Raw genomic sequence first — 12,978 nt, forward strand, 5'->3', positions numbered from 1 at the left:
CCCCGGGTGGCGCCATGCGCGTGATGGGGTCGGAAACCGAATACGGCATCCATGCGCCCTCGGCACCCGGGGCCAACGCCACCATGATGTCCGCCCGGGTGGTGCAGGCCTATGCCCAGGTCACCCGGCTGCGCGCTGCAGGCGGCGCCGAGACCCGGTGGGACTATACGGATGAGGAGCCCCTTCACGACGCCCGCGGCTGGACGCTGGAACGGGGACAGGCCCATCCGAGCCAGCTGACGGACCAGCCCCCGGTGCTGGATGCGGAGGCCGTGGCCCTGGCCTACGGCCGGGACGAGCTGGACCTGGATGGTGAGGACGAATCCGGTTCCCTCCTGATGAACATGGTCCTTGGCAACGGTGCCCGGCTGTACGTGGACCATGCGCATCCGGAATATTCCAGCCCGGAAGTGACCAACCCGGCCGGCGCCGTCGCCTGGGACGCGGCCGGCGACCTCGTGGCGCTGTCCGCGGTCCGGCGGCTGGCCGGTGACCCTGAGCTCCCGCCAATCAATCTTTACAAGAACAACACCGACAACAAGTCCGTCTCTTATGGTTCCCACGAGAACTACCTCATGCCGCGCTCGGTCCCCTTCAGCGACATCGTGAAGGGACTGACGCCGTTCTTCGTGACACGCCAGATCATCTGCGGCTCCGGCCGGGTGGGGATCGGGCAGGACAGCTCCCGACCCGGCTACCAGATCAGTCAGCGTGCGGACTTCTTCGAGGCTGAGGTGGGCCTGGAAACCACCATCCGCCGCCCCATCATCAACACCCGTGACGAGCCGCACGCAACTGCCGACAAGTACCGCCGTCTCCACGTGATCATTGGCGACGCTAACCTCAGCCAGGCCTCCAACTACCTCAAGTTCGGAACCACGGCCATGGTCCTGAGCCTCATCGAGGCCGGACTGGCCCCGCGGATTGAAGTCCACGAACCCGTCGCTGCGCTGCAAACCGTCAGCCACGACACATCCCTGACAGCGAAAATCAGGCTCGTGGACGGGCGGCGTGTCACGGCGCTGGACCTCCAGTGGATGTACCACGAGGCCGCCGCCAAGCTCGCCCAGGACACCGGCGTGGCTGATGCGGTGGATGGCGACGGACATACCCATGCCGTGCTGGACCAGTGGGCCGCCACGCTGACCCAGCTGGATAGTGACCGCTCCTCCGCGGCCAACTCCGTCGAGTGGCTGGCCAAGCTGTCCATCCTCGAGGGTTACCGGCAGCGCGACGGCCTCGACTGGGACGATGCCCGCCTCGGCCTGGTGGACCTGCAGTGGGCGGATATCCGGCCCGAAAAGGGCCTGTACTACCGCCTGCTGGCGCGGGAGCGCATGCAGCGAATAGTTAACGACGCCGATATCGCCGCCGCGGTGACCGAACCGCCGTCGGACACGAGGGCATACTTCCGCGGACGCTGCGTCAGCAGCTTCAGCAGGGACGTGGTGGGCGCCAGCTGGGATTCGGTCATCTTCGATGTTCCCGGTTACGGAAGGCTCCAGCGCGTCCCGACGAGGGAGCCGCTTCGCGGCACAAAGGCCCTGACGGGAGCCTTGTTTGCCCGGCACCGCGAGGCCGGACCGTTCCTTGCAGAATTGCTTGGATCGGCACCTGCTCCGCCGCCGGCATAAACCCCCCGAAGAGCCGCTTCGCGTGGCAATATGGGCATACAGGATGTCCCGCCGGAGATGGCGGGACTGCGAGAAGGAGATGAACATGGCAGGGCAGGAGCAGCAGCAGCCGCAGCCACGCGACAGCGAGGTCGAGGAAGAGGTCCCCGTGCCGCCCGCACCGGCGGAGGGACAGGCATCCGCATCCACGCAGGGTGTTGATGACCTCCTGGACGAAATCGACGGCGTACTGGAATCCAACGCCGAGGAGTTCGTCCGGGCATTCGTGCAAAAGGGCGGACAGTAACCCGGCAGCGCCCCAACCCGCACCGGGCACGGAAGCCTGAGGTACCGCTGAATTACACGTTGAAGGAGTGCACCAGTGCAGGAGACAACAGCCAACAAGGTAGCCGCAAACGCGACGTCGTCGTTCACTGAGCATCTCCAACGCGACCGTCCGGAACTGCTTCCTTACAACAGGCCGTTCTTGGTCAGCGAGACCGCCGGCCAGCCACTGCAGGTGCCACATGCCACCACGATCGTCGCCATGACGTACGCCGGCGGCGTCGTCATGGCCGGTGACCGCCGCGCGACCATGGGCAACATCATTGCCAGCCGCCACATAGAAAAGGTCTTCCCGGCGGACCAGTATTCGGTGCTCGGCATCGCCGGGACGGCGGGCATCGCCATCGACCTCACGCGGCTGTTCCAGGTTGAGCTGGAACACTACGAAAAGATTGAGGGGACGCTGCTGAGCCTGGACGGCAAAGCCAACAGGCTCGGTGCGATGATCCGCGGAAATCTGGCGATGGCCATGCAGGGACTCGCGGTGGTCCCGTTATTTGCCGGCTTCGACACCGCCGCCCAGATGGGCCGGTTGTTCTCCTATGACGTCACGGGCGGCCGGTACGAGGAACAGGAGCACCATGCCGTCGGTTCCGGGTCCATGTTCGCCCGCGGTGCACTGAAAAAACTCTGGCGTCCCAACCTCGCCGAGGACGAGGCAGTCTCCGTTGCCATCGAGTCCCTCTATGACGCAGCCGACGACGATTCCGCCACGGGCGGCCCGGACCCTGTCCGGCAGCTCTGGCCGGTGGTATACACGGTCAACCGTGCCGGAGCCCGGCGCGTTGCCGAGCGCGAACTCGCCGCCGTCGCCGGCACTATCATCGAGGCCCGGGCAGCTGCCCGGCGGGAGGCCTGATATGACCCAGCAGTTCTATGTATCGCCTGAGCAGCTGATGAAGGACCGTGCGGACTTCGCACGGAAAGGCATCGCCCGGGGCCGGTCCGTGGTGGTCGTGAGCTGCGAGGACGGCATTGCCCTTGTGGCTGAGAACCCCTCTCCCTCGCTCCACAAGATCGGCGAGATCTACGACAAAATCGCCTTCGCCGCAGTGGGCAAATACAACGAGTTTGAAAGCCTCCGCCAGGCCGGAGTGCGCTACGCGGATGTCCGCGGCTATTCCTATGACCGCGAGGACGTCACCGCGCGGGGTCTCGCCAGCGTGTACGCACAGAGCCTGGGCGCTGTCTTCACGGCTGAGCAGAAGCCCTTTGAGGTGGAACTTGCCGTTGCCGAGGTCGGGGCGTCCCAGGACCGGGACCATCTGTACCGGCTCACCTTTGACGGCTCGATCGCGGATGAGCAGGGCTTCATCGTGATGGGCGGCCAGGCCGATAAAGTCTCCGGGGCTGTCGAGACCGGGTGGCAGCGCGACCTTTCCTTCGCCGCCGCGATCCGGCTCGCCGTCCAGGGCCTTGTCACGGACAACGAGTCACCCGACCTTCCGGCCAAGGCACTGGAAGTTGCGCTACTGGACAGGGGGTCGGAAAGCAGCAGGGGGACCCGGCGGGCGTTCCGGAGGCTGTCCGACGCCGACGTCATGGAACTGCTGGCTGAGGAGAGCTGAGATGGACAAGAGGATCTTCGGTATTGAGACCGAATTCGGCATTTCGTATTCGAGTCCGGACTCCCGCCCGCTGGCCCCGGAGGAAGTGGCACGGTACCTGTTCCGCAAGGTCGTGAGCTGGGGACGGTCATCCAACGTCTTCCTGACCAATGGTTCGCGCCTCTACCTGGACGTGGGCTCGCACCCGGAATACGCTACCGCCGAATGCGATGACCTCGCACAGCTGATCGCCCACGACCGTGCCGGGGAACTCATTCTTGATGACCTCGTGGACGAAGCCCAGTCCAGGCTCGCCGCGGAAGGCTTCAACGGGACGGTCTACCTCTTCAAGAACAACACCGACTCCGCAGGCAACTCCTACGGCAGCCACGAGAACTACCTGATTCCCCGCCGGGGTGAATTCACCCGCCTCGCGGAAATCCTCATCCCGTTCCTCGTCACCCGCCAGCTCATTGCCGGGGCCGGGAAGATCCTCAAGACGCCGCACGGCGCGACCTACGCCTTCTCCCAGCGCGCCGATCACATCTGGGAGGGTGTTTCGTCCGCCACCACGAGGTCCCGGCCGATCATCAACACGCGCGACGAACCGCATGCGGACGCCGAGTTCTACCGCAGGCTCCACGTCATAGTCGGCGACTCCAACATGTCGGAAACCACCGCGCTGCTCAAGGTCGGCACGGTCGACCTCATCCTGAGGATGATCGAAGCCGGTGTCATCATGCGTGACATGCGGATGGAAAATCCGATCCGCAGCATCCGCGAAATTTCCCACGACCTGAGCGGCCGCGCCCTGGTCCGGCTCGCCAACGGGCGCCAGCTCACTGCGCTGGAAATCCAGCAGGAGTACCTGAACAAGGTCACGGCCTTCGTCCAGGAACACGGCGCGCACAACCCGCACGTCCCGCGGATCTTGGACCTGTGGGGGAGGACCCTGCAGGCCATTGAGAGCGGCGACACGAGCACCATCGACACCGAAATCGACTGGGCCATCAAGAAGAAGCTCATGGACGGTTACCGGAACCGCCACGGCCTGGGACTTGATGCCCCGCGCATCGCGCAGCTGGACCTTACCTATCACGACATTTCGCGTACCCGCGGCCTCTACTATCTCCTCCAGGCACGCGGGGCGGTCCGGCGGGTCACCGAGGACACGGCCATCAAGGACGCGGTGGATGCACCGCCGCAGACGACGAGGGCAAAGCTGCGCGGCGACTTCGTCCGCCGGGCGCAGGAGCTGGGACGCGACTACACGGTGGACTGGGTGCATCTGAAGCTCAACGACCGCGCCCACCAGACCATCCTGTGCAAGGATCCGTTCCGCAGCGTTGACGAGCGCGTGGATGCCCTCCTGGACTCCATGGGCTGATACCCAGCTTCAGGCGTTACTCTGGAAAGAGGCTGTTTTTCGGCCCCGACTGCTTTGCCGCTGGCACTCCGCGCCCGGCTCAGCATCCATCTTGCCCCGACGAAAGTTCTTACGTGCGCCGACTACTAGCAATTCTCATTCCCGGACTGCTTCTGCTGACCGCCTGCGGCGGCGGACAGCCTGCAGCCCCGGAACCGACCAGCCAGTCCGCGGGTGAGACCGCCAAGCTGGACTCCCTCAAGCTGACGGAAAACGGAGACAAGAAAGCTCCGAAGGTCGAATTCACCAAGCCCCTCGATGTCACCGAGCCCACGGTCAAGGTCGTCACCGAAGGCAGCGGGGAGCGGGTCAAGGCCAATCAGATCGCCGAGGTCTCCGTCCTGGCGCTGAACGGCAAAGACGGATCCACCCTGGATGACACCTTCGCCAAGGAACCGCAGGCCATCGAGCTGAGCGACGACTTCAAGACCAAGAGCCCCATCATTTACAACGCATTTGTGGGCGCGAAGATCGGTTCCCACCTTGCCCTGGCCGCTCCGGCTCAGGCCGCCTCACAGGGCGCCGCGGCCCAGCCGTCGCAGCTCCTCATCATCAAGGTGCTGTCGGCCAAGGACGCACCCAAGGTGCTGGACAAGCCCGAGGGCGACACGGTCACGCCGCCGGCAGGCCTGCCGGCCGTCACGGAAAAGGACGGCGTGCCCGAGCTTAACGTCAAGGGCGTCGCCGCACCCAAGAAGCTCATCGCCCAGGACCTGATCAAGGGCAAGGGTGCCGAGGTTAAGGCCACGGACACGCTGACCGTGAACTACGTGGGCGTTGCACTGGCGAGCGGCAAGAAGTTTGATTCGAGCTTCGACCGCAAGGAGAAGGCCTCCTTCCCCTTGAGCAATGTCATCAAGGGCTGGACCCAAGGACTTGCCGGCAAGACCGTGGGCTCCCGCGTTCTGCTCGTCATCCCGAAGGATCTCGCCTACGGCGACGCGGGCCAGGGCGATGCCAAGGGCGACCTCGTGTTCGTCGTAGACATCCTCGGCGTCAAATAAGTCCTCCACAGCAGTTCCCCTACCAAGCAGAAGGAGCAACCATGTCATTTGGTCAGCGAGACCTCGACCGCCAGAAGCCGGAAATTGACTTCCCTGAAGGCCCGGTTCCCACCGATCTGGTCATCACGGACCTCATCGAGGGTGACGGTCCACAGGCCAAGGCCGGCGACACCGTCTCCACCCACTACGTCGGTGTGGCCTGGTCCACCGGTGAAGAGTTCGACGCATCGTGGGGCCGCGGCGCGCCCCTGGACTTCCGCGTGGGCGTCGGCCAGGTCATTCAGGGCTGGGACCAGGGCCTTCTCGGCATGAAGGTCGGCGGCCGCCGCCGGCTCGAGATCCCCTCGGAGCTCGCCTACGGCTCGCGCGGTGCCGGCGGCGCCATCGGCCCGAACGAGGCCCTGATCTTCGTTGTCGACCTCGTGGGCGTCCGCTAACCCAGCGGCTGTTCTTGCACCTCCCCGGCGTCTCCATCGGATGCCGGGATGGTGCGCAGCCGAAGGCGCGGTAACAATCGGAAGCAAATTCCGCATCGTTGCCGCGCTTTCGCTTTTTTCCCGCGACAGCTTTAGTAACGTAGCGAGAGTGTCCGCCATACGTACTGAACGCCTGCTGAACCTCCTGATCGCCCTCCTGAACTCCAAGTACGGGCTGCGCCGCAGCGAGCTGCGGGAGACGATCTACCACGCCGGAGCGGCCACCGACGCGGCCTTTGGCCGGATGTTCGAGCGGGACAAGAACGACCTGCGGGACTTTGGGTTCGAGGTCGAAACGGTCACGGACCACGGCTGGAGCTCGGACGATCCCGCCACCACGCGGTACCGCATCGGCAAGGAGTCGAACCGGTTGCCTGACGTGGAGCTCACGCCCGACGAATGGACGGTCCTTCTGCTGGCCTCCCAGCTCTGGGAGCAGGCAGCCCTCGGCCCTGCCGCCACGAATGCCATGCGCAAGCTCCAAGCGTCGGGTGGCCTGGCAGACGTCGAGCTGCCTGCCGGCGTGCAGCCCCGCATCAAGCCCGCAGGCCAGGCGTTCGAGGACCTGATTGCCGCGATGCACACCCAGCACGCCGTCCGGTTCCGCTACCTCGCCGGCAGCACCGGCAGGGAGGAAGAGCGGGTGGTCGAGCCCTGGGGGCTGGGCAGCCGGTTCGGCCAGTGGTACCTCGTGGGCTTTGACCGGGTCCGTGGCGCGCAGCGGTACTTCCGGCTCTCGCGCTTCACATCGGCGGTTTCGGTGCTGGCGAAAGAGACCTTTACGCCTCCGGCCGGATTCAACGTCCGCGCCGAACTTGACAGCCTCCCGGAACTGCCGCTCCGGTCCGCCGCCGTGGACGTCCGCGAGGACCGCCTGCTGGGGCTGCGGAAGCGGGCCGCCGCCGTCGGCCCGGCAGAAGGAACGCCCGACGGCGGGTGGGACCGGCTGGCGGTTCCCTACCGTGACGCTGAACTGCTGGGTGAGGAACTGGCCTCCTACGGTCCCAACGCCATTGTCGTGGCACCCGAAGAGCTCGCCGCCGCAGTACAGCGTCGCCTGGCGGGCGCCGCCGCCTTCCTTGCCGCACCCGTGCCGTCCTACGCATTCTCCGACGCGGGCCCCGGAAAGCGTGCCCGCAAACGCACCTCCGAAGACCAGCTGACGCGCATGCTCCAACTGGTGCCGTTCCTCGTGCACAACCAGGGACTCCATATCCAGGACGTGGCGGACAAGTTCGGCATCACCCGCAAGGAACTCGAAAGCGATCTGCTGATCCTCATCTGCTCGGGACTTCCGCAGGGATATCCCGACGAGCTGCTCGACATCCAATGGGAGGACGACCACGTCTTCATCACCCAGTCGCTGGAACTGAACCGGCCGGTCCGCTTCACGGTGGACGAGGCCTGCGCCCTGCTGACGGGGCTCGAGACCCTCAACGGCTTGCCCGAGCTCGCCGAAGGGAGTGCCCTGGAGTCTGTCACCCTCAAACTCATGGCGGCGGCGGGGGAGGAGGGGCTCAGGGCGGGTGCGTTGTCCGGGCCGGAAGTGGGCCCCGCCAATTCCGCCAGCCTGGAGATGATCCGCAGCGCCATTGCCTCTGCTTCACAGCTGCACCTCGTCTACCTTTCGGCGCAGAAGGATTCCCTTTCGGAGCGAGACGTCGACCCCCTGCGGCTCTACTCCATGGACAACACCTGGTACTTCGAGGCGTACTGCCATTCGGCGGCCGGCCTGAGGAACTTCCGGCTGGACCGCATCGAAGAGCTCAAGCCGAACGGAAAGCCGGTCTCCTCCCCGGTCAGGCCCGACGGCGGGTTCCCGGCGAAGCTCTTCACCCCTAACGACGACGACATCCTTGTGACGGTGCAGCTCACCGGCCACGGTGCCGGCCTTGCGGACGACTACTACGCCGAACGCACCGCCCCGCTGCCCGATGGCGGGCTGGTGGCGGAAATAAGGTTCGGGAGCACGTCCTGGCTGCCCATGTTCGTGGCACAGCACGGCGGGGCCGTGCGGATTCTCGAACCGGCTGCGCTGGCGGGGGCGGCCCGGGACTGGATCGAGGCGGCCCTGGCCCGGTACGCCAGCTAGACTACTCAGCATGCCTTGGTGGTCATGGATCCTGATCTGGATTGCGCTGATAGCGCTTTCCCTGCTGTTCTACGTGCTCATGGGCATCCGGCTATGGCGGAAGTTCATGGCCACCGTGACGGAACTGGGTGCAGCCGGAGACAAACTCGGGCATCTGCCTGACCCCGCTGCTGTTCCTGGCCCGGCAACAGATCCGCCCGCGGATCCAGCGGCAGCGACACAAACAGTGCCGGGAACCGCAGTCTTTGCCTCACCGCACCAGATGCGCCATGATTACCACGCATCCAAGTCATCCCGTGTGGAAGCCCGGCGGCAGCGCCGGATCCGTCGCAAGGCCGAACGGGGGCAGCCCCAGGCGTTGCACGACATCGAATTCAGATAAACGTAGGATGTAGTTAGAGGAAAGGACTTCCAGTGGGACGACTCTTTGATGGCCCTTGGCCCATCGTAATCATCATCATCGTGGCTCTGCTTCTTTTTGCCGCGCCCAAGCTTCCGGCCATGGCACGCAGCCTCGGCCAGTCCATGCGGATCATCAAATCCGAGGTCAAGGAAATGAAGAACGACGGCAAGCCGGAAAACCCGGACGGCACCGGTCCGGTTGAGGGTCGAGTGGTGAACCACCCGCAGTCCCGGACGACGAACGGCGAGCCGACTGACGGCACAGACGTTCCGCCGTCGAACCGCGCTTGACCTGAAGTGGCAGTGACGAGGGGCCGCAAAGCCAACCCTGAGGGCCGCATGGCTCTCATGGACCACCTGAATGAGCTTAAGAACAGGCTCATCAAATCGGCGATCGGGCTGGTGATTGGCGGCATTGGCGGCTGGATCCTTTACGATCCGGTGCTGAGCGCGCTCAAGGAACCCGTGGACCGGATTGCCGAGCATACCGGCGGCACGTCGTCGGTGAATTTCTCGAGCATCGCGTCTCCCTTCGACTTTAAACTTCAGCTGTCTCTGCTGATCGGTGCGGTCATTTCGAGCCCGATCTGGATCTACCAGCTCTGGGCCTTCATCACGCCCGGGCTGACGTCAAAGGAGCGGCGGTACACGCTCGGCTACATGGCAGCTGCCGTCCCGCTGTTCCTGGCCGGCGTCTGGGTGGGCTGGATGGTGACGCCACAGGTTGTGCGTGCGCTGACCCAATTCACCCCGTCCGGTTTTTCCAACCTCATCGACGCGCGAGACTACGTTGATTTCGTCACGCGCATGGTGCTGTTCCTGGGCCTCGCCTTCCTGGTGCCCGTGGTGCTGGTCGGCGTGAACATGGCGGGCATCATCCGCGGCCAAACGATCCTCAAAGCCTGGCGCATCACGGTCTTCCTCGTTTTCGTCCTGGCCGCCGTGGCAGCCCCGGGAGCCGATGCCCTGTCCATGTTCCTGCTGGCCGGGCCGCTCCTCCTGCTCTTCTTCGCCGCCATCGGCCTCTGCATCCTCAATGACCGCCGCCGCGACCGCCGCGCCGCCAAGCAGGCAGCTGAGACCGAGGCCACTGCCGATATCGCGACTCCGGGCAGCGAGCTGAGGAATCTCTAGCTCCGTCCCGGCTAGGCTTGAAGCATGTCCACCACCACCGGGTCCCCGTCGCCGTCCGAACGCTACCGGGCCAGCGCCGAACGGACCGCGGAATCCAAAACCTATCTGGGGTCCTTCGCCGGAACCCTGGACTTTGAGCTGGACGACTTCCAGCGGCAGGCCTGCCGGTCACTCCAGGAGGGACGCGGCGTCCTGGTGGCTGCGCCTACCGGCGCCGGCAAGACCATCGTGGGTGAGTTCGCGATCTACCTGGCCCTGCAGCGCGGGCTGAAGGCCTTCTACACCACCCCGATCAAGGCGCTGAGCAACCAGAAGTACGCCGAGCTCGCGGAAAAATACGGTGCGGACAGCGTCGGACTGCTGACCGGAGACACCAGCATCAACGGCGAAGCCCCGGTGGTGGTGATGACCACCGAGGTCCTGCGGAACATGCTGTACGCCGACTCCGATTCGCTGGATGACCTTGGTTTTGTCGTCATGGACGAGGTCCACTACCTTGCGGACCGCTTCCGGGGCGCCGTGTGGGAGGAGGTCATCATCCACCTGCCCAGCGAAGTCCAGGTGGCCTCGCTCAGCGCCACGGTTTCCAACGCCGAGGAATTCGGTGCATGGCTGGACACCGTCAGGGGGGACACCGACGTCATCGTGTCCGAGCACCGGCCGGTTCCGCTCTGGCAGCACGTGATGGTGGGCAAGGAGATTGTGGATCTGTTCGCCGGAGAAACCACTTTCGACGAAATCGCCCCCGAGGGGGAACCGGCGGCCGCCTCGGCGCTGCCGGAAGCGCCCAGTCGGGACGACGCCGGTCAACGCGGCTTCGAAGTCAACCCTGAACTGTTGTCCATGGCCCGGTCGGAAAGCCAGCTGAACTTCCAGGGCCGGTTCGGGCACGGCGGCCGCAGCCAGCGCAGGCAGCACAGGCAGCGCGCTGACGACCGGTCCCAGCAGGCAGCTCCCCGCACTGCCGTCCGGAAGGCCAGCCGGCCACAGGTAATTGCCAGCCTGGACCGGCAGGACCTGCTCCCCGCCATAACTTTCATCTTCTCCCGGGCAGGCTGCGACGCGGCGGTGTCCCAGTGCGTTGCAGCCGGACTGTGGCTCACCACGGAGCGGGAACAGCGCATCATTGCCCAGCGCGTCGACGAAGCCGGGCAGGACATCCCGTCCGACGACCTTGAGGTGCTGGGCTTCTGGAGCTGGAGGGACGGGCTGCTCAGGGGTATTGCGGCCCACCACGCCGGCATGCTGCCCACGTTCAAGGAAGTCGTAGAGAAACTCTTTGCCGATGGACTCGTCAAAGCTGTCTTCGCCACGGAAACACTGGCCCTCGGCGTCAACATGCCTGCCCGGTCCGTGGTCCTGGAGAAACTGGACAAGTTCAACGGCGAAGCGCACGTGGACATCACGGCAGGGGAGTACACCCAGCTCACCGGCCGGGCAGGCCGGCGCGGCATCGACGTCGAAGGCCACGCCGTGGTGCTGTGGCAGCCCGGCACCGACCCGGCGGCAGTTGCGGGCCTCGCGTCCCGGCGGACCTACCCGCTGAACTCCAGCTTCAGGCCCACCTACAACATGAGCATCAACCTCCTTGCCCAGTTTGGCCGGCCCCGGGCCAGGGAAATTCTTGAGTCCTCGTTCGCCCAGTTCCAGGCTGACCGGTCTGTGGTGGGCCTGGCCAAGCAGGTGAGAAGCCGGGAGGAATCGCTGGCCGGCTACGCCAAGTCCATGACCTGCCACCTGGGTGACTTCACCGAATATGCCCGGCTGAGGCGCGAACTGTCCGACGCCGAGAACTTCGCCTCGCGCGGCAAGTCCCGGGCCCGGAAGTCGCTCAACGAAGATTCGCTCAGCCGCCTCCTGCCGGGTGATGTAGTGAATGTTCCGGCCGGCCGCGCCCCCGGCTACGCTGTAGTACTGAGCTCCGACCACAGCTCGCGCGAACCCCGGCCGGCCGTGCTCACCATGGAGAACCAGTTGCGCAGAATCGGCATCGATGACCTCGAGGGCCCGATTTCCCCGCTGACCCGGATCAGGATTCCAAAGTCCTTCAACGCGAAGGTCCCCAAGTCCCGGCGCGACCTGGCCTCGTCCGTCCGCAATGCTCTGCGTGAAAACCGCCCGCCGGCGCCCGGCAGCCCCCGCAACAACGACTTTGGGCTGGGGGCCGGGCTTCCGAACCAGGAAAAGAAGATCGCCGAACTTCGGCGTGCCCTGCGGTCACACCCGTGCCACGGCTGCAGCGAACGCGAGGACCACGCCCGGTGGTCCGAACGGTGGTGGAAACTGCGCAAGGAAACGGACGGGCTAATCCGCCAGATCCAGGGCCGCACCAACACGATCGCCAAGACGTTCGACCGCGTCTGTGACGTCCTGTCCGCTTACGGGTACCTCGAAACACCAGAGCCGGGAAAGCACCAAATCAGCGCTGACGGCCAGCGCCTCCGCAGGATCTATGGCGAGAAGGACCTGCTGATTTCACAGGCTCTGCGCCAGGGTGCCTTCGATGATCTCGACGCCGTGGAGGTCGCCGCACTTGCCAGCGTGCTGGTGTACCAGGCGAAGCGGGAAGACCGCGGCCTGCGCCCGCGCATGCCCAGTGTTTCGCTGGAAACAGCGGTGGACGTCGTGGTCCGCGAATGGTCGGCATTGGAGGACGTGGAGGAGCAGAACAAGCTGCCCCTGACCGGTGAGCCTGAGCTTGGTCTGGTCTGGCCCATGTACAAGTGGGCCCGCGGGCGGCACCTTCAGGAAGTACTCAGCGGCACTGACCTGGCCGCCGGCGATTTCGTGCGCTGGGTCAAGCAGGTGATTGACCTGCTCGACCAGCTGGCCAAGATCCCCGGGCTGGATCCGCGGCTTGCCAGGCTGTGCAGCGAAGCCATCAAGATCGTCCGGCGCGGGGTCGTGGCATACTCCACGGTGGCCTGACCCGCGCCTCA

12 protein-coding genes are annotated in these 12,978 nt (G+C 65.3%); all 12 read left to right on the forward strand.

The window, feature by feature from the left end; all coding sequences use genetic code 11:
- Positions 1-14: 14 nt before the first annotated feature.
- The 12 genes from dop to AC1DDG_RS06605 all read left to right on the forward strand — a co-directional run bounded on the left by dop (position 15) and on the right by AC1DDG_RS06605 (position 12,967).
- Positions 15-1,634 carry a depupylase/deamidase Dop gene (gene dop / locus AC1DDG_RS06550; protein ID WP_476875425.1) on the forward strand — a complete coding sequence of 540 codons (1,620 nt, stop codon included), beginning with the start codon at positions 15-17 and terminating at the stop codon, positions 1,632-1,634.
- A gap of 85 nt (positions 1,635-1,719) precedes the next feature.
- The gene (locus AC1DDG_RS06555; protein WP_215052505.1) at positions 1,720-1,920 is read left to right on the forward strand and encodes a ubiquitin-like protein Pup; all 201 of its coding nucleotides are present in this window, start codon (positions 1,720-1,722) and stop codon (positions 1,918-1,920) included.
- Positions 1,921-1,995: 75 nt separating this feature from the next.
- The gene (prcB, locus tag AC1DDG_RS06560) at positions 1,996-2,817 is read left to right on the forward strand and encodes a proteasome subunit beta (RefSeq protein WP_230121096.1); all 822 of its coding nucleotides are present in this window, start codon (positions 1,996-1,998) and stop codon (positions 2,815-2,817) included.
- Position 2,818: 1 nt separating this feature from the next.
- Entirely contained in the window at positions 2,819-3,526 is a 708-nt protein-coding gene (gene prcA, locus AC1DDG_RS06565) for a proteasome subunit alpha (RefSeq protein ID WP_230121105.1), read from the forward strand.
- A gap of 1 nt (position 3,527) precedes the next feature.
- A complete protein-coding gene (pafA, locus tag AC1DDG_RS06570; protein ID WP_230121112.1) occupies positions 3,528-4,892 on the forward strand; it encodes a Pup--protein ligase in 1,365 nt (454 codons plus the stop codon).
- Positions 4,893-5,005: 113 nt separating this feature from the next.
- Positions 5,006-5,935 carry an FKBP-type peptidyl-prolyl cis-trans isomerase gene (locus tag AC1DDG_RS06575; protein ID WP_230121113.1) on the forward strand — a complete coding sequence of 310 codons (930 nt, stop codon included), beginning with the start codon at positions 5,006-5,008 and terminating at the stop codon, positions 5,933-5,935.
- Between the two features lie 41 nt (positions 5,936-5,976).
- Positions 5,977-6,372, forward strand: coding sequence for an FKBP-type peptidyl-prolyl cis-trans isomerase (locus tag AC1DDG_RS06580; RefSeq protein WP_230121115.1), 396 nt, complete (start codon positions 5,977-5,979; stop codon positions 6,370-6,372).
- 148 nt (positions 6,373-6,520) lie between these two features.
- A complete protein-coding gene (locus AC1DDG_RS06585; RefSeq protein WP_476875426.1) occupies positions 6,521-8,503 on the forward strand; it encodes a helix-turn-helix transcriptional regulator in 1,983 nt (660 codons plus the stop codon).
- A gap of 10 nt (positions 8,504-8,513) precedes the next feature.
- Positions 8,514-8,885, forward strand: a complete 372-nt coding sequence (locus AC1DDG_RS06590) for a hypothetical protein (RefSeq protein ID WP_476875427.1) — start codon at positions 8,514-8,516, stop codon at positions 8,883-8,885.
- A gap of 32 nt (positions 8,886-8,917) precedes the next feature.
- Positions 8,918-9,196, forward strand: a complete 279-nt coding sequence (gene tatA / locus AC1DDG_RS06595; RefSeq protein ID WP_230121488.1) for a Sec-independent protein translocase subunit TatA — start codon at positions 8,918-8,920, stop codon at positions 9,194-9,196.
- A 48-nt stretch (positions 9,197-9,244) separates the two neighbouring features.
- Positions 9,245-10,039: a twin-arginine translocase subunit TatC gene (gene tatC / locus AC1DDG_RS06600; protein ID WP_230121489.1), complete on the forward strand. Its 795-nt coding sequence runs from the start codon at positions 9,245-9,247 to the stop codon at positions 10,037-10,039.
- Positions 10,040-10,063: 24 nt separating this feature from the next.
- Entirely contained in the window at positions 10,064-12,967 is a 2,904-nt protein-coding gene (locus AC1DDG_RS06605; protein WP_476875428.1) for a DEAD/DEAH box helicase, read from the forward strand.
- Positions 12,968-12,978: the final 11 nt, after the last annotated feature.

Source organism: Arthrobacter sp. 10L430, assembly GCF_056395245.1.